15 protein-coding genes are annotated in these 17448 nt (G+C 43.8%); 7 read left to right on the forward strand and 8 right to left on the reverse strand.

Annotated features, from left to right (window positions below; all coding sequences use genetic code 11):
• Positions 1-79: 79 nt before the first annotated feature.
• Positions 80-643 (reverse strand): YceI family protein, encoded by a 564-nt coding sequence (locus IPJ86_15165; protein MBK7888562.1) that lies wholly within the window; start codon positions 641-643, stop codon positions 80-82.
• A 149-nt stretch (positions 644-792) separates the two neighbouring features.
• A complete protein-coding gene (locus IPJ86_15170; protein ID MBK7888563.1) occupies positions 793-1518 on the reverse strand; it encodes a YdcF family protein in 726 nt (241 codons plus the stop codon).
• 195 nt (positions 1519-1713) lie between these two features.
• Between IPJ86_15170 and IPJ86_15175 the strand changes: the two genes are divergently transcribed.
• The 5 genes from IPJ86_15175 to tnpA all read left to right on the forward strand — a co-directional run bounded on the left by IPJ86_15175 (position 1714) and on the right by tnpA (position 5658).
• A complete protein-coding gene (locus IPJ86_15175) occupies positions 1714-3570 on the forward strand; it encodes a M1 family metallopeptidase (protein ID MBK7888564.1) in 1857 nt (618 codons plus the stop codon).
• Positions 3571-4034: 464 nt separating this feature from the next.
• Entirely contained in the window at positions 4035-4334 is a 300-nt protein-coding gene (locus IPJ86_15180) for a hypothetical protein (GenBank protein ID MBK7888565.1), read from the forward strand.
• Positions 4335-4350: 16 nt separating this feature from the next.
• Positions 4351-4899 (forward strand): hypothetical protein, encoded by a 549-nt coding sequence (locus tag IPJ86_15185; GenBank protein ID MBK7888566.1) that lies wholly within the window; start codon positions 4351-4353, stop codon positions 4897-4899.
• A complete protein-coding gene (locus IPJ86_15190) occupies positions 4896-5102 on the forward strand; it encodes a hypothetical protein (GenBank protein ID MBK7888567.1) in 207 nt (68 codons plus the stop codon). The genes IPJ86_15185 and IPJ86_15190 overlap by 4 nt, the downstream gene beginning before the upstream one ends.
• A 112-nt stretch (positions 5103-5214) precedes the next feature.
• Entirely contained in the window at positions 5215-5658 is a 444-nt protein-coding gene (gene tnpA / locus IPJ86_15195; GenBank protein ID MBK7888568.1) for an IS200/IS605 family transposase, read from the forward strand.
• A 317-nt stretch (positions 5659-5975) separates the two neighbouring features.
• On the opposite strand, the gene IPJ86_15200 is transcribed toward tnpA, so the two are convergent.
• Entirely contained in the window at positions 5976-6761 is a 786-nt protein-coding gene (locus IPJ86_15200) for a M48 family metalloprotease (GenBank protein MBK7888569.1), read from the reverse strand.
• 95 nt (positions 6762-6856) lie between these two features.
• Here IPJ86_15200 and IPJ86_15205 point away from each other — a divergent pair, with 95 nt between their 5' ends.
• Both IPJ86_15205 and IPJ86_15210 read left to right on the forward strand, forming a co-directional pair.
• Positions 6857-7846, forward strand: coding sequence for a bifunctional phosphoglucose/phosphomannose isomerase (locus tag IPJ86_15205; protein ID MBK7888570.1), 990 nt, complete (start codon positions 6857-6859; stop codon positions 7844-7846).
• A gap of 1 nt (position 7847) precedes the next feature.
• Entirely contained in the window at positions 7848-8276 is a 429-nt protein-coding gene (locus IPJ86_15210; protein MBK7888571.1) for a DUF4907 domain-containing protein, read from the forward strand.
• A gap of 537 nt (positions 8277-8813) precedes the next feature.
• Here the strand turns inward: IPJ86_15210 and uvrC are convergent.
• From uvrC to IPJ86_15235, 5 genes are all read right to left on the reverse strand, one after another.
• A complete protein-coding gene (gene uvrC / locus IPJ86_15215) occupies positions 8814-10613 on the reverse strand; it encodes an excinuclease ABC subunit UvrC (GenBank protein ID MBK7888572.1) in 1800 nt (599 codons plus the stop codon).
• A gap of 7 nt (positions 10614-10620) precedes the next feature.
• Positions 10621-11715, reverse strand: coding sequence for a glycosyltransferase family 4 protein (locus IPJ86_15220; protein MBK7888573.1), 1095 nt, complete (start codon positions 11713-11715; stop codon positions 10621-10623).
• Positions 11712-12467: a glycosyltransferase family 2 protein gene (locus IPJ86_15225; protein MBK7888574.1), complete on the reverse strand. Its 756-nt coding sequence runs from the start codon at positions 12465-12467 to the stop codon at positions 11712-11714. The genes IPJ86_15220 and IPJ86_15225 overlap by 4 nt, the downstream gene beginning before the upstream one ends.
• A gap of 156 nt (positions 12468-12623) precedes the next feature.
• Complete coding sequence (locus tag IPJ86_15230; GenBank protein ID MBK7888575.1) at positions 12624-15644, reverse strand: PKD domain-containing protein; 3021 nt, start codon at positions 15642-15644, stop codon at positions 12624-12626.
• Positions 15645-15889: 245 nt separating this feature from the next.
• A complete protein-coding gene (locus IPJ86_15235) occupies positions 15890-17365 on the reverse strand; it encodes a hypothetical protein (GenBank protein MBK7888576.1) in 1476 nt (491 codons plus the stop codon).
• Between the last annotated feature and the right edge of the window lie 83 nt (positions 17366-17448).

Genomic DNA, 17448 nt, shown 5'->3' on the forward strand with positions numbered 1-17448 from the left:
AATAGGGTCTCGTCATTACTCATCTCGTCTGCGACGATTTGAATCTGACGAGATGGGGAGGAGACTGCTTGTTTGTGCCTTATTTACTTTTTTTGACGTAGGGAATGTAATCACAACTCAGATCAATTTTGATGTTTTCGGCTATGCTCTTCGTTACAATTTTCGGGATATCGATGTTGTAGTCTTTCAAGGCAATGGTAAAACTTACCTCGAGGCGGATTGTACCTTCTTTGATAGTGATTTTTCCGGTTTCAGAAATAGCCTTTGTCACACCATGCAGATTAAAGTCGCCGCTGGCGGTAACTTGCATCACCGTATCCACAGTCCAGTTGAGCGTGTCAATGACTTTTCCTTTGAAAGTTGAAGTGGGATAGCGTTCACTTTCCACATAATTTTCATTGAAATGTTCCTCCATCAAGGCTTTCTTAAACTTAAAAGTACGAACAGGAACAGTGAAGATGATGTCGTTATTGCTTGTGTTTAAAACCGAGGACATACTTTCGGTATGCGCATCGATGTTTTCTACAGGTGTCTCAGAGAAGAAACTGACTTTGCCTCCGGTGGCAATATAAACATGTTGTGCATTGACCGGTGCAGAGATACACAGGATAAGCAAGAGTAATGCGGGAAGGAACATTTTCATAGGAACAAATATGTTGAATACCGGGAATGGTATAAGCAAGACCTTAACTTACTTATTCAGTCACTATTAACAATGGCCACTTCTGTTTCTAATATGAACAGTGATTGGAGTCTCTCTTGATATACTTTTTTAATGACCGGGGAGAAAGGCTATATCCACCCTTTCACTTTGTACCACATTAATCCCGCCAGTTCCCGGTAACAAATCACCTGATAACGGAGATGGTTCCAGAATTGATAACGCAATTGAACGCTGCCACCTACTTCCGGTAAAGGCATGGTGTTTCCTCCCAGTTGCCCGTCTTTATAATCCAGATCCACCGGACCGGAGGCATTGAAAGTAGACTCTCCGCCCACCTGTTTAAAGCCCATCTTCCGGAATGTAAGAACAGCGCGCCGCATATGTTCCGGTGCGGTGATGATGAGGCAGCCTTTGTTGGGCGCATCCGGAGCAATCTGAATCACTTCCATCGCTTCCTGACGGGTATTTCTTCCTTTAATTTCCAATAGAATGGCCGTGCTATCCACCCCGCGCAACACCAGATCATTTCTGATGGCCCATGCATCACTGAATTCCGGTCGCACACAAACAGCAGAGGGTTGAGTAATGATCACTGTTGCCTGCGGATAGGTATGCCATGATCGCGCAGCATACCAGGACCGCATGAGGGAAGATTCACTCGGGTGACCTGCTCCTCCCATGATGATAATATACTCCGGCTTGAATTTATAGTCGCTGACACTTGTCCCCAGCCAATGATAAATCCAAAAAGGTCCTGTCGTGAATGAAAAGAGAACAACCAGCATTAAAAATACAGAGAAAGTATAAAAGAGAATTTTGGTTGCTAAAAGTATATACGAGAGCAGTTTTTTCATAAGATCAAAATTATTCTTTGTATTCATCAGAATAATCCCACGCGGAGATTTTTTCAACAAACGGAGATGGAAATGTATTGGACCCGAAACCCAATTTTACCTGAAGGGCAATTACCTAAATGGGGGAACGTTCTGTAGATAAAGTAGAAGAAATTTTTTCTATAACAATTGAAATACGATTAACTTCGCCCTCCTATGCGTACCTCTGTCCTCTTTGCAGTAACATGCCTCGCACTATTGATAAATTATAGCTGCAACACCTCTGATAAAACCCCCGAAAATATGCCAGCCAAGGATCACCATTCTTTTGCCCATCCCGAAGAAGCCATAGTGCGCCATTTGGATTTAAATCTCCAGGTGGATTTTAAAGCGCAGCAACTGTCGGGTACCGCTACCCTACATATCGATAATCTGACAAAGGGCGATAAGCTGCATCTCGATACCCGTGACCTGCGCATTGATTCCATCTTGCTGGATGATGGCAGTGTGGCGAAGTATGATCTGATGCCTGCCGTTCCTTTTCTGGGAAGTGAGCTGATCGTTCACATAAAACCGAATACGAAGAAAGTCAAGATTACATATACCACTTCTCCGCAGGCAGCAGCATTGCAATGGCTGACCCCTGAACAAACTGCAGGAGGAAAGCAACCGTTTCTTTTTACACAAAGTCAGGCGATCCTGGCCCGTACATGGATTCCGCTGCAGGACTCTCCTGGAATTCGATTTACCTATAAAGCAGAAATCAGTTGTCCGCCCGGCTTGATGGCGCTCATGAGTGCAGAAAATGACACTATCGTACATCCTGATGGCATTTATAAATTCAATATGCCACAGGCGATTCCTTCTTATCTGATGGCACTCGCTGTAGGGGATCTGAAGTTTAGCGCCTACGATAACAGAAGCGGTGTTTTCGCAGAACCGGTAACGTTAGATAAGGCAACCTATGAATTTGTTGACCTTCCGAAGATGATTAAGACGGCTGAAGAATTATATGGTCCTTATGCCTGGGGAAGATATGATGTGCTGGTATTGCCTCCGAGTTTTCCTTTTGGAGGAATGGAGAATCCGCGTCTGACTTTCGCGACACCCACTATCATCGCCGGCGACCGTTCGCTGGTAGCCTTGATAGCGCATGAGCTGGCACATAGCTGGAGTGGCAACCTGGTGACGAATGCTACCTGGAACGACTTCTGGCTCAATGAAGGTTTTACCGTTTACTTCGAGGCCAGAATTATGGAGAAGCTTTATGGAAAAGATTATGAAGACATGGCGACAGTCCTTGCCGAAGGAGAGTTGCGCAAAACTGTGGCCGCCTTGGGTGAAGATAATCCCGACACCCGCCTCTATTTAAATCTCGAAGGCCGCGACCCTGATGATGGCATGAGCGACATCGCCTATGAGAAGGGTAGATTTTTTCTCCTGAATATTGAAAGAGCGGTAGGGCGTGAACGTTGGGATACCTTTCTGAAGCAGTATTTTGCCGAGCATGCCTTTCAGAGCATTACGACGGAGCAGTTCCTGAAGTACCTGGAAGAAAATCTGATTGAAGGCGACGGAAAATTACGCAATACAAAGATCCGCGATTCCAAATGGGTTTTTGGTACAGGCCTGCCCGATAGTTTTCCGAAAGTGCATTCTGTAGAATTGGAAAAGGTAAAAGCATTGGCCATTGAATTTGTAGAGGGCAGAACCATCGCTCCTCCCGGAAATTGGACGACACATCATTGGGTTTATTTTCTTCGCCAGCTCCCGCAGCAATTATCGCTTCCGCAGATGGCACAACTCGATCAGCAATTTCATTTCACGGAAAGTGGAAACAGTGAGATCCTTTGTCAGTGGCTGGAATTATGTATTCGCAGCAATTATACGGCGGCGGATACTTCACTGGAGAAGTTTCTAACGTCGGTGGGTCGCCGAAAATTTCTTAAACCGCTGTATGCCGCACTCATTGAAACTCCGGCCGGCAAGGAAAAAGCAAAGGCCATCTATGCCAAAGCACGCCCGGGCTATCACTCCGTCTCTTCGGGAACGATTGATGAGATGCTTCAATAGTGAATTCACGATTTAGATTCATTTCTGAAATTGAAATTCCAGCTCGTATGCCGGGCGAGATGTTCTTCGCATTTTATGACTGATAATTTTTTAATAAAATTTTTCATTCCCAACCTGCCTGAGCTGGCGATCGCTTAATTAACAGTGACCTGTTTAAAAGTACAGGCAGTTGGTAATGTATTCCGTAAGTTATGCCCATACTTTCGTCACCAGCAATACCGCTCAGCGCCGTAACGCTCTTTTTCATTCAACACTTGCTGACCAATTTTAGCCGGATCAACAGAACCCTACGAACGGCAACTAAAAAAACAGCGAGATGTATATGATCCACACTTGTGCCCCGGCGCATTTCAACCCATTATCTTCAGGATAGTACCCCACCGATTCGTCGGTCCAGCATTATTTCTATTCACATCATCACGCCGCTACTGCGGAGTAAAAATCTATTGCCTAATAAATCGGATATGCCTAACCGTTATATATCAACATGCATCTTCTTCCTTTTATCACTGCAATGCGCAGGGAAGGGCGATTCATTGTTGACAAAAACCCGGCTGGTGCGATTGGATCTGAGCGGCAGTTATACCACCGAAAAATCATGGTGGAACGATCGGCAAAGTTTTGTAGTGGTGAAAGGCCTGGCAGAGTCCAGATGGAGGACCACCTATGCTTCGGGCTGGAAAAGAAATCACTATGTATACAGTCAGGTAGGCTATACCATCTTCACCGACTCCTTCACCACGAAGAGTGCCGATGCCTTTTAAAATTCAGTTGCGATGGATGGAGAAAGGGAAGAGAAAACTAACACATACCTATTCCATCAACATGCAATCGCAATGGCTCAACAGCTGGTACAATTACGGTGATCATCAGGAGTGGAGAGGAGGATTTATGAACCCCGCCTTTCTGGAAGTGGGATACAGTTTCACATGGGAATTTTTAAGCAACAGTAATCTGATGCTCACACCGGCAACATTGCAGGTAAATGTACAACCCAAAAAAATGCAGTTGAGTCATCTCAGTGATAGTCCACTATTGACCTCTCGACATAGTCATATCTATTCCCGCTACGGCTTCAGCGGTTACCTCACCATCGATGAAAGTTTTTACAAGGAGCTGATTCTGTTACAGCATCAATCGCATCTCTTCTTCAATGCACTTACGGCAAAGCATATTCAATTTGATATCACCAACAGGGTTTGTATCCGCTTTTTAAAATATCTGCAATTACGATTGGAAACAAGCCTGATGTATTTCCCCGACCAAAGTCTGCAACTACAGTACAGGCAGGAAGTGTTACTGGGGATCTTCTACGAACACCGGAAATGACGCGCTACACTTTTTCAAAGCCATTTTATTCTGCGCTTTCAACGTCATTGGTTTTTCTCAAAATCCTTTTCGAAGATCCCCGTACCTGCTGGTGGTTGTATACAGTGGATATACAGTGGATATACAGTGGTGATAGAGGGGAGATGCAATGGAGGTGTGGTGTAGGTGCAGGAAGTACTGTTGAGGTGCGGTGCGAACCCTGAAGGGGTTCAACATCCCTAACGCCGGGTGAAACCCGGGGTTAGGGGGCACCCACCGCCAACAACCCCAACGGGGTTGAACATCGAAAAAGCAATATCTAACCAATAAACACCAATGAGCTACACACAAATTCTATATCAGATTGTATTCTCAACGAAAGGTCGCATCCCTTGTCTGATAAAATCAAATCGCGACACATTGTTTAAATACATTACAGGTATTATCCAGCAAAAAAATTGCTTTTTGTATATTATAAATGGCGTTGAAGATCATGTCCATATATTAATGGATTTGCATCCGGGCGTTTGTCTGGCAGATATGGTAAAGGACATAAAAGTATCCTCCAGTCGTTTTATTAAAGAGAACAATTTATTTCCGGAATTCAGAGGTTGGAATACGGGTTATGGTGCATTTACCTATTCGATCAGAGAAAAGAAGATCTTAATAAATTATATTCTTAACCAGGAATCTCATCATCACAAAACTAGTTCTACAGAGGAGATGGTTTATCTTCTGAAGGAGCATAAGGTTGATTTTAAGATGGAGTATTTGCCGTGAATAGCGATTTTCAATATTCAACCCCGTTGGGGTTGTGGGTTTTTTGCGCTACGCTACCCCGAATTGCATTCGGGGTTAGGGAGGTTCAACCCCGTTGGGGTTGTGGGTTTTTTGCGCTGCGCTACCTCGAATTGCATTCGGGGTTAGGGAGGTTTAACCCCGTTGGGGTTGTGGGGTTTTTGCGCTACGCTACCCCGAATTGCATTCGGGGTTAGGGAGGTTCAACCCCGTTGGGGTTGTGGGTTTTTTGCGCTACGCTACCCCGAATTGCATTCGGGGTTAGGGAGGTTTAACCCCGTTGGGGTTGTGGGTTACGATTAGGGGGATTGGATGTTGAGATTTTTCTTTAGTGTATTATATTCTTCTTTGTTGACCTTGCCTTTTTTGCTGCCTAGTCGTTTCCATTCGGTCATGATATTTTTTACGCGGTTTTCGGGGTTGGGATGGGTGCTGAGGAATACCAATGGTCCCAGGGATTCGCCGCGCTGCTCCATCTTCTCAAAGAACCGGGCAACACCGCGCGGATCATATTCCGTATCATAGAGATAGCGCACACTCTGAAGATCGGATTCCGTTTCATCATCGCGGCTGAAAGTTAATCCCGCAAGTCCTCCGGCAATGGTGCCTAATAATGTACCATCACCGAGGAAAAATTGTATGGCCAAACGCAAACCGTAATTTTTTGTCATCTGCTCTGTACTATGGCGCAGGTCGGCATGTGCAATTTCATGTCCCAAAACTCCCGCCAGCTGATCTTCGCTATCCAGATAATGAATGAGTCCGGTGTAAACATATATATAACCACCAGGAGTACAGAAGGCATTTAGTATGGTGTCATTTTCAAGAATCCTGACTTCCCAACTGAATTCTTCCTTGTGCAACATGGATTCGCTCTTGAGAATTTTACTGACCATGCCCCTGACTTGCTGATAAGCAGCCGCATATTCCACTTCATCCAATACGGGAAACTCCCCCGGCTGAGCGAGAATTTCCGTATTGTATCGGGCGCCCATATCCACATCATCCTCAGGACTGAAGAAATTCAGATCGCCATCTTTACTGGTGCAAGAAGAAAACAGGGAAAGAATTAGGATACTTATCATCAGGCGATTGAAGATAAGTTGTTGCCCGAATGTAAACATGGATGTGGTTTGTTCGTATATATTTGTCCTAACAAAAATAAAACATCCTTCGTGATATGTTAATGAAAGATTTAGTAGCCGCATTTACTCAGCATGTGCGTGAAGCCATGGAAATAGGCAGTACTGCCCAACATACAAAGTCAGCGCATCCGATTCGTAACGTATTGGTCACCGGCCTGGGTGGTTCGGGTATTGGTGGAACCATCGTTGCACAAGTGACCGATAAAGGCATGAAAGTCCCTTTGCTGGTGAATAAAGATTATTTCCTGCCGGGATTTGTGGATCAACATACTTTGGTAATCGTTTCTTCTTACTCCGGAAATACCGAAGAAACCCTGCAAGCACTCGATGCTGCAATGGCGAAAGGTGCAAAGATTACCTGCGTCACTTCAGGTGGAAAAATCGGTGCGATTGCGAAGGAAAAAGGTCTCGACCTGGTGACCATTCCGGGTGGTATGCCTCCTCGGGCTTGCTTCGGATATTCTTTTACGCAGATACCTTATATCCTCCAATTCCATCAACTCATCGACGATAGTTTCCGTCAGGACTTGAAAGATTGCGTGGCTTTGTTAGATAAAGAAGAAGAATCCATTAAGAAGGAAGCGAGAAGTATTGCCGAGAAACTTGTCGGGAAATTACCGATCATCTATTGTGAAGCCCGCTACGAAGGTGTTGCCGTGCGTTTCCGTCAGCAGATCAATGAAAACAGTAAAATGTTGTGTTGGCATCATGTTCTGCCCGAGATGAATCACAATGAATTGGTAGGCTGGACAGAGCCACATCCCGAAGCAGTGGTCCTTATGTTCCGTTGTGAAGATGATTATAACCGGACGCAAAAGCGTATGGAGATTTCACGCGATGTAGTGAAGAAACATGGCGCAGGTTATATCGAAATGCAAGGAAAAGGAAATAGCCAATTGCAACGTTCGTTGTACCTGTTACATCTTGGCGATTGGGTGACCTGGTACATTGCAGAAATTAAAAATATTGATGCGACAGAAGTGAACGTCATCGATTTTTTGAAGAATGAATTATCAAAGATGTAAGATGTGCAGACTCGTCTTCTGTTTTTCCGCCCTCTGGTTGTTGGTTTCCTGCTCAAGTCCTGAGTCGAGACAAGCAACAGAACTACCTACTGATTCGTTGCCCGGTGCACAAATGTCAACCGATCAACAGGGAGTTACAGCTACTACAGCAGCAGATAATATTGCTGATCCCCTTGCCGGAAGTAATGATTTTTCAATCGATGTGTTTGAGAACAAGGATGGCACAGGTGGATTTGGTTATGATCTTTTAAATGGTGGAAAGGTGACCATTCACCAACCTCATATTCCCGCCGTGAGCGGAACATCCGGTTTTTCATCAAAAGAAGATGCTGAAAAAGTGGGAAGCCTCATGTTAATGAAAATCCAAAATGGCATAATGCCGCCAACTATTACCGTTGAAGAGTTAGATAGTTTGGGTATTAAACATTGATGTACGTTGAGATACATTGGGATACATTGGGATACATTGAAATACATTGAGATACGTTGAGATATATTGAGATAAATTGATATGTTTTGATATTAATATTTATGAGAATTGTGATCTTGTAGCGAGGAAGTTTTCGAATCTGCGCCTCCCTTCTTCGGACTCCGAAGCTTTAGCGAAGGAGTCTTTGCGTCTCTCTCTGCGTCTCTGTGTCTCTGCGTGAAACCTTGTGGGTCTAAATTATCAATACCAAATTTTATTAAATGGCAGGTACTTACTATCTCAAGGTAATTTCTAAAGACCATGCTCTATTTACAACGTAACGACTATATTATAATCCTAAATTTCAAGGGTGTCTCGCAGATCCCGATAACTATCGGGAGCGGAGCCGCAGAGAAAATGAGAGACGCAGTATGTTTTTATTAGGCTATTCATCTTTTAAAAAGTACGATGGGAAATTAAAATCAATCCTATGCATTAATGAACCTTTAACGAAGTTGTTCTTATGGTTTCATAGCTTTTGCGAAGTAGTCCCTTGGACTACGTAGCTTCAGCGAAGTAGTTATATACAATTTTCGCTTTCGCCGTTCCGATGATGGCGGTGAGTTCGTCCAGCTTTGCTTCACGGATTCTTTTTACAGAGCGGAAGTGTTTGAGTAAAGTCTCACCTGTTGCGGCACCAATTCCTTTGATTTCAGAAAGCTCGGTTTTAATCAGACCTTTACTGCGTTTGTTGCGGTGATGCGTTATTCCAAACCGATGAACTTCATCCCGCAATTGCTGTATGATCTTTAAGGTCTCACTTTTCTTATCCAGATATAAGGGCAGTGGATCGCCGGGATAGTAAATTTCTTCCAGCTTCTTCGCTATTCCGATGATGCTGATTTTACCTCTTAACTCCAGTTTCTCCAAACTCGTCAATGCGGCCGATAATTGTCCCTTCCCTCCGTCAATAACGATGAGCTGTGGTAAGGGCTTCTCTTCATCCAGCAGCCTTTTGTATCGGCGGAATACTACTTCTTCCATCGAAGCGAAATCATCCGGTCCGGTGACGGTTTTAATATCGAAATGCCTGTAATCACTTTTGGAAGGTCGGCCGTTTTTGAACACACTCATAGCAGCGACGGCATAATCACCCTGAAAATTTGAATTATCAAAACATTCAATATGATGCGGCTTCACAGGTAAACGAAGGTCTTTTTGCATCTGCGTCATGAGACGGTCGATGCGATGTTCAGGATTGAGTTTGTCTGCTTGTTCCAGTTTGTCTTTCATGAAGTAGCGGACATTCTTCTCTGATAACTCCAGTAGTTTTTTCTTGTCACCAATTTTAGGCACTACAGTTTCTACGCCGGGAATCTCTTGCTCCGGTTCAAAAGGTGCAATGATTTCCTTGGCATCACTTTGATAACGTTGACGCAGTTCCGCTATCGCCAGACTCAGTAATTCTGCCGGACTTTCTTCCAGCTTCTTTTTCATCTCCAGCGTAAACGACTGCACCACGGCGCCACTCATCACTTTCATATAATTGACAAACGCTGAATTATTTTCATCGACATACGAGAAGACATCTACATTGTTGATGGTAGGGTGTACAATTACACTTCTTCCCTTATATTTTTCAAGAATTTCTATCTTTTCCTTACTCATCTGTGCCCCTTCAAACTCAAAGGCGGCGGCCTGCTTCTTCATTAAATCTTCCAGATGCCGAATGACGTTATTGATGTTTCCCTTGAGAATATCCTTAATGCCATCTATGGACGTATCATAATCGGCTTTCGATTGCAATCCTTCACAGGGTCCAAAGCAATTACCGACGTGAAATTCAAGACAGACCCTGAATTTTTTTTTGGCAATATTGGCCGGAGAAAGCACCAGGTTACAGGTGCGTAGCTTGTATAGGGTATTAATCAGTTCCAGCATGGTGTTAATCATGTACACCGATGCATAGGGACCGTAATAGGTGGAGCCGTCCTTGATATGTCTGCGGGAGTAAAATACACGTGGAAAATCTTCTTTCTTAATAACAATCCATGGATACGTTTTATCATCCTTTAAGCTGACATTGTACCGTGGCTGGAGTTTTTTAATGAGATTATTTTCTAAAAGCAAAGCATCGTACTCCGTTTCTACGAGGATGGTTTTGATGTCGGCAATTTGTCGCACCATCATCGTGATGCGGGAACTATCATGCGATTTATTAAAATAACTGCTGACCCTTCGCTTGAGGTTTTTTGCCTTGCCAATGTAAAGCAACGCCATCTCATTCGTATAAAATTGATACACTCCCGGTGTTTCGGGTAATGACTCTACGATATGTCGGATATTTTCGTTGGTAATAGCCACTTCAGGATCTCAATACTTCTTCATAGACCTTTCGCGTTTTCTCTGCCGTCGCCTGAAATGAAAAAGTATTCACTTTTTGACGGGCATTGTTCACCAGAGTGTTTCGCTGTTCAGGATCTGCAAAAATACGAAGTACAGCGTTCTTCAGTGCATCTAAATGACCAATACCCGCCAGTAATCCGGTTTTTTGATCTTCCACCAGTTCCGGAATTCCACCGGCGGCAGTTGCTACTACAGGCACGCCGGCAGCAAAAGCTTCCAGTACAATGGTTCCCAAGCCCTCGGTTCGTGAGGTGATCAGGAAGAGATCGAGCGATTTCATCAGCGCCGGAATATCTTTTCTGAAACCCAACAGGTGAATTCTACTTTGCAACTGATGCTTGCTGATAAAGGATTTTATCCTATGTTCCTCAGCTCCATCTCCGGCAATAACGAAATGAAAGGGATGTCCGGCTTCCAGGAGCAACCGGGCTACTTCCAGGAAAGTAGGGTAGTCTTTATGATCGGCCAAAGCGCTAAAATTGCCAATGATTTTTTCTTCCGGCTTTATGGAAAGTTCTTTCCGCAAAAGGTTTTCTTCCGGAATAAAATCATAAGCGTTTACCGCTATGCCGGAATGTATCACGCAGAGCTTTGATTTATCTTTTATGGCAGGTGCGGTAATTTTTTGAATCATCTCTGAAACGGAAATAATCTTTTTTACCGAGGCATGATTGTATTTCCAGGAGGAGAACAGGTGATTCGAAACCGGAAAATCAACCCTTCTGCTGACAACTATCGGTTTCGCATTACCGAAAATGGTTGCAGACAGAACCGCTGCACTATGCGCGTGGGAATCGTGTGTATGAATGATGTCGAAATTATTTTCGCTGCACATGGAAGCTATTTTTTTTGCCAGTAGGAGATCCAGTACCCCACGTTTGGAATAGGTAAATACCGGAATGCGGGCATTCTCCATCTTTCCTGCTAAAACAGAACCGGCAGGACAAACCACAGCGACTTCAATGCCGGCGGACTTCAATGCCATCATCAGAAAGGCTGCCTGCTGTTCTCCACCTCGCCACGACATGGGTGTTGACACATGCAGAATTTTCATATCGATTTCCCTTTTTGAAGATAATAAAGGCGGAGATATTTCAGGAAGACGGCATGTGCACTATTGACTCCAATAACAAATCCGGTCATGCCATCCATAAATCCTCTGCGCAAAATATAGTTGCGGATAAACCGGGCAATGGGTTTATAAATCATTTTCAGGATGCCGGAACGTTGTCCTTTTTGAAAGAGTGCCGTAGCACCTATACTGCTGAAACGATCAATCTGCTTCAAATGGTCGGAAATGCTATTGTAAGAATAATGCAGGATGTCGCCGTTGATATGTATAGCAGGAAGTTTGTCGTTTAACAGAAAGCGGTCGTGTGGATTTACTCCTGTCCAGGTGCCATATCCTCTATGGTAAAAACGTAATTTGGTATCGGGGTACCATCCACCATAGCGTACCCATGTACCACAGTAATTCGTGAGACGATTCATGGTATATCCCCTGGCTTTCGGGTCGCTGATAATAGCAGAGAGGGAGATTTTCAACTCCGGACTCAATGCTTCATCGGCATCGAGGCAAAGTATCCAATCGTTTTTAGCAGAAGCAGTGGCGAATTTCTTCTGTTCAATGTATCCTAAAAAATCCTGCTGAATAACAAGAGCGCCCATCTCCTTCGCAATGGCTACTGTGGCATCCGTAGAGCCGGAATCCACAACCAGAATTTCATCACCAAGTCCCTGTACGCTTTGAATACAGCGACGAATGTTTTGTTCTTCATTAAAAGTGATGATGATGACGGAGAGCATGGAAGTGATGGTCCTGCAAAGTAAAAGGATTTTAGTCAATCTGCTGCTTCTACGGCGAATGTTTACAATAACAGCAGTTTACGGGAGTTGCCGGTGGCAAAAAAAATGGCCGCCCCATAATAGAGACGGCCATCCGCTTTCCGGTCAACGTGGATTTTAATGCTGAATGATAAAACGAGAATTGGTTTGTTGTTCAGCAGTTCGTAGGCGGAGTATATACATTCCGGCATCCCACATAGACGGGTCAAGGCGTATTTCGGATAGGCCTGAGGGATAGTCCTGTTCTATGTGGTGGATCAAATGACCCTGTATACTCAGAATGTCAATGTTAAGAGATGTGGCGGCTTGTAAGTTGAAGCGTACTGTGATCGGACCGCTGGAAGGATTCGGGAAGATGGTAGTGGGAATCGCATTGCCGGGATCGGACAATCCGGTTGTGCCACCCAAACGGAAGGCGTACACACTATCGCACCAGGTAATGGTATTTCCGAAACTATCAAAGGCCGTAACACATACATAATACCAGCCGGTAGCATTGTATTGGTGGATAAAGGGCCCAACGCCGCTACCGTTAGTGCTGTCACCAAAGTCCCATATATATTGCCATCCGTTGCAGGAATTAAATACATAGAAAGTGACATTGCCATTGCCAAAGACAGAATCAGGAACGGCATAGAATTGCGGAATGCAGTTAACCCCCGATCCAATCACTATGGAATCACAATAGGAAGACTGACAACCGTTGTTATTAAAGACGGTGAGGCAAACGATATACGTGCCCGAAGAGGTATAAGTATGATTCGGGTTAAAGGAGTTGGAAGAAGTTCCATCACCGAATGACCACGTAACATTGGTGTAATTTCCCTGCGAAAGATTCGTGAAAGCAGTAGCAAAAGTGGTTGTATCCACTGAATAAGAGAAGTACGCCTGACATCCTGCCCCACTTCCGATAAAGATGGAATCGCACCAGGTATCGGAGCAGTTATTCAGACTGTCATAGATAGTTAAACATACCGCATAGCCTCCCGGGTTACTGTATATATGAGATGGGTTCGCTGCATAGCTGATCATTCCATCTCCGAATGTCCAGTAGTAATTATAGTTAGGACTACCATTCGAAAAGAAATAGAAGGTGTTCAGGCTATCGAAATACTGGAATTGCGCATTGCAGTTACCAATTATATTTCCAATGGTTACAGAATCGCAGTAAGTAGCCGTGCAGCCGAAAGCTGAATCAGTAATGGTAAGACAGACGAGATAAGTACCGTTTTGTGCATATTGATGAACCGGATTCATCTGCGTAGAATTCGCTGAACCATCACCAAAATTCCAGTAATAATTTGTTGGATTACCTACAGATTGATCGGTGAAATACACGGTATTGTTAGCTCCTAAATTAGAAGTAAAGTAAGGTTGACAGGCACTGATGGGTCCTGCAATATAAACTTGCTGACATGTAGAATCTGTACAACCGTTTGCGGTGGTAATAAATAAGCAAGCGGTCCAGTAACCGGAGCTCGGGAAGGTATGAACCGGATTTTGCCCTGTAGCTGTTGTGCCATCACTGAAATACCAGGCCCATGAGGTTACATTTCCGCCGGTTGCAGAACCTATGAAGGTACCGGTACCATTGAATGACTGATAGGTAAAGCTGGCATTGCAATTTGCGCTTCCTGTGATAGTAACGATATTACAAACTGTATCAATGCAGTTGTTATAAGTCACGATGGTAAGACAAACCGTATAGGTGCCGGGAGAAGCATATACATGTGAAGGAAACTCTCCGGTACCGCTGGTTCCATCACCAAAATCCCAGGAATAGGATTGTATGCTTCCTGAACCAAGGTTATAACCGTAGAAATATCCGGTTCCATTGCTTTGCTGGTAAGAAAATCCTGCCTGACAACCTGTAGGAGGAAGATTTGAAACCGAATCACAATATGTATCGAAACAATTATTCGCAGAATCAATTACAGTAAGACAAACCAGGAAGGTGCCAATGGTATTGTATTGATGAATAGGATAAGGTTGTGTGGAAGAATTGCCATCACCGAAATTCCAGAAATAATAATAGTTGGGATTATAGGAAGTAGGTTGGAACCATGTCATTCCTGAACTGTCAATCGCAGTAAATCCTGCATTGCAATTACCTGTTCCCTGAATAACAATTTGGGTACAGTACGTGTCATTGCAGTTACCTGAAGTATCACTCACTGTTAAGCAAACCGTATAAATTCCGGGTTGTGAAAACTGATGTGATGGACTGGTAAGCGTAGAAGTAGTTCCATCGCCAAAGTCCCAGAATACTTGTGGGGTAAGACCAGTTGAAGTATTGATGAATTGCACATTATTTCCCTGAATATTGGGAACGAAACCGGCCACCCAAGTGCCCGAACTGTTTATGGTGATCGAATCGCAATAGGTCGACTGGCAACCATTCAGACTATCAGAAATTGTTAAACAGGTCATCCAAATTCCCGGACCAAATGTATGTGTCGGATTTGAAGACGAAGAAAAGGTGCCATCTCCGAAATCCCAGAACATATTCGCGTAATTTCCGCTACTTGAATTGGTAAATGCTACGGTAGATCCTGATTGAAAGGTAAAGTTATAATCTGCAACACAAGGAGATCCGTTCTGTATAAAAACTCCTCCGCAATACGTGTCAGTACAACCGGTCCCTGTAGTAATTGTTAAACAAACTGTATAGGAGCCGGGTTGCTGAAAGGTGTGAATGGGATTTGCAAGAGTAGAGGTGTTCCCGTCATCAAAATTCCAGAAAAAAGTAGCATTCGCACCTACCGACAAATTGTCGAAATAGATCATATTGTTACTTAAATTATTTGGTGAAAAATAAGCCTGGCAACCGCTGGTATTGGCGATGACCAATGTGTCACACATATAGGACTGACATCCGTTAAGGCTATCCCAGATCGTTAAACATACACCGTAAATTCCGGGTGCATAAGTATGTGTTGGATTAGCAGCAGTGGAGGTGCTTCCATCCCCAAAGTACCAGCTTACATTTGCAAAGGTTCCTGTACTTGTATTCGTGAAAGCAACCGTTGTGGCGGTTTGCTGCGTCATTGTAAATGAAGCAGTGCATTGTGCCGAAGCATTTTGCCAAAAGCCGGATACCATCAGGGCAATCAGCAGGAGTAAATTTTTAGTTTTCATAATAAATGCGTGTTTTGGACTGTCAACGAAACAAAAGTACCGTTCTGTTACGTACCGGTAAAAGGCTTTTTAATAAAATATTACGTGTTCAATTTTAGAAATTGTCGACTTCAATAGAAAACTTCTGATTTTACCACGGAGATACAGAGGCACAGAGGTTCACGGAGACATTATTAAAGAATTTAATTTAAATATAACATTATCAAATATATATAGGTGATTCTTGAAGAAGTAGTTTGAAAAAATCAGGTTTTTATGGATTTGGGGAGTTTGGAATTGACCCAGTTTCCGTAATCGATGATGACAGCATCTTCACGGGAATTATTACGTGTCCAGTCCACAAATGACTTCATCTTTTCGAGCAGTTTGGGTTCGTTTTTATAGTCTGCCGTATTGAGCATTTTACGGAGGATGTCCAGAATTTCCTTTTCTTCCCGATGGCTTTCCTGCAGTAGAAGATTTTTATATTCCTTTTTAAGGCGTGTCATCTTATATTCAATCACGTCGCTTTGTTGCAATTCATATCTGTTGAGCAATTCACCCACAGAAATCTTTAAGCGAAGGGAAGGATCCGCGCTCTTAAATCCGTCCAGCAAGGCTAATTTCCCGAAATGCCGGATCGCCTCCTTATACTGTTGCTGGTCGAAGTGGAGGACAGCCAGATTCAGGTACACGAACCAATGGTAATAATCATTGGCCTTGATACGCGTCTGATCTTTCAAATCCTCCAGAATGGAGATGGCCTTTTCGGGTTCCAGCACGGAGTAATTTATCACCAGTGCATTGTAATAAAAGAAAAAGTACTTATCGAACAAGAGCTGATTGAATTCATCCATCGCCGTTTTCAAACGTTCTGCCCATTGCAGACTTTGCCGCAACTTATCCGTCTTAAACAGGGTGTTTACAATATAAGTGAGCATCTGAAGTTTGGTATCATGATTGCCACGATTAAACAACTTGTCTTTTTCGAATTCCTTGTAGGTTTTGAGCAGGTACTGTTCGAGAGGTTTATACTCGTGGCGTTGCAGCAATACCTGACTAACGGCTCGGTAGATACGAAAACGGAGTAAAGGACTGTTTTTAAGATCACGGTTCTTGATAAAATCATCAGTGGATTGCTTCAGCAGATCCAGGAGCGGGTTGGTGTCGTGAGAAAAATTTTGTGTGGTTTTCAGACGAAAGGTCACTACTGCCAGCAGGTCATCGATGGCACGGAGGTCTTCCAGTCGCCGCCGGTTTTCCTGCCGTTTTTCAATATAGACTTCCGGGTTGATTTGTAAAGATTCATGCGAGAGGCGGATGTACTCCCCGTAAATAATATCCAGCAATTCATAGTTCTCGATGGACCCGGCACTGCGTTCAGCACGACGCAGGTAATAGCGCGATTCCTCGAGGAGATTGCGTCCGAAGAAATGCTTGTATAGGGCCAGCATTTGACTGGCATGTATAAAATCATCTTCCTCATAATGCAGTACGGAAAGGGATTTATTTATATCGGAGAGCAAGCGGTTGCGCAATCGATACCAGACATTTTTAGACTCCACCGGATAGAGTTTTTGCAGAAAGAGTTCCTCCTGTTCCGGGCTTTTCTGAAGACGTAAAAAGTCGAAGAACCGAACATCCTTTCGATCGAAGGCTTGTTGTGTACGCGCGGCAAACAGCTTGTAAAAGCGAACCTCTTCCTTGTTCAAGGATTTTACCAGTTTGGCTAAATGATCCATCTTCCTTAGTTTGGACGCGTAAGATATTAAAAAAAATTGTTTTCACATACCATATCTTGTCCTTAGTTTTGATTTATACTTTA

Source organism: Bacteroidota bacterium (assembly GCA_016713925.1).
Taxonomy (GTDB): Bacteria; Bacteroidota; Bacteroidia; order AKYH767-A; family OLB10; genus JAJTFW01.

What these genes read in the sequence shown, in the direction of transcription:
- IPJ86_15235 (MBK7888576.1), bottom strand. Translation starts at nt 17,365, where the DNA reads ATGGATCATTTAGCCAAACTGGTAAAATCCTTGAACAAGGAAGAGGTT.
- tnpA (MBK7888568.1), top strand. Translation starts at nt 5,215, where the DNA reads ATGAGCTACACACAAATTCTATATCAGATTGTATTCTCAACGAAAGGT.
- IPJ86_15210 (MBK7888571.1), top strand. Translation starts at nt 7,848, where the DNA reads ATGTGCAGACTCGTCTTCTGTTTTTCCGCCCTCTGGTTGTTGGTTTCC.
- IPJ86_15230 (MBK7888575.1), bottom strand. Translation starts at nt 15,644, where the DNA reads ATGAAAACTAAAAATTTACTCCTGCTGATTGCCCTGATGGTATCCGGC.
- IPJ86_15200 (MBK7888569.1), bottom strand. Translation starts at nt 6,761, where the DNA reads ATGATAAGTATCCTAATTCTTTCCCTGTTTTCTTCTTGCACCAGTAAA.
- IPJ86_15175 (MBK7888564.1), top strand. Translation starts at nt 1,714, where the DNA reads ATGCGTACCTCTGTCCTCTTTGCAGTAACATGCCTCGCACTATTGATA.
- IPJ86_15205 (MBK7888570.1), top strand. Translation starts at nt 6,857, where the DNA reads ATGTTAATGAAAGATTTAGTAGCCGCATTTACTCAGCATGTGCGTGAA.
- IPJ86_15220 (MBK7888573.1), bottom strand. Translation starts at nt 11,715, where the DNA reads ATGAAAATTCTGCATGTGTCAACACCCATGTCGTGGCGAGGTGGAGAA.
- IPJ86_15180 (MBK7888565.1), top strand. Translation starts at nt 4,035, where the DNA reads ATGCCTAACCGTTATATATCAACATGCATCTTCTTCCTTTTATCACTG.
- IPJ86_15185 (MBK7888566.1), top strand. Translation starts at nt 4,351, where the DNA reads ATGGAGAAAGGGAAGAGAAAACTAACACATACCTATTCCATCAACATG.
- IPJ86_15225 (MBK7888574.1), bottom strand. Translation starts at nt 12,467, where the DNA reads ATGCTCTCCGTCATCATCATCACTTTTAATGAAGAACAAAACATTCGT.
- IPJ86_15165 (MBK7888562.1), bottom strand. Translation starts at nt 643, where the DNA reads ATGAAAATGTTCCTTCCCGCATTACTCTTGCTTATCCTGTGTATCTCT.
- IPJ86_15190 (MBK7888567.1), top strand. Translation starts at nt 4,896, where the DNA reads ATGACGCGCTACACTTTTTCAAAGCCATTTTATTCTGCGCTTTCAACG.
- IPJ86_15170 (MBK7888563.1), bottom strand. Translation starts at nt 1,518, where the DNA reads ATGAAAAAACTGCTCTCGTATATACTTTTAGCAACCAAAATTCTCTTT.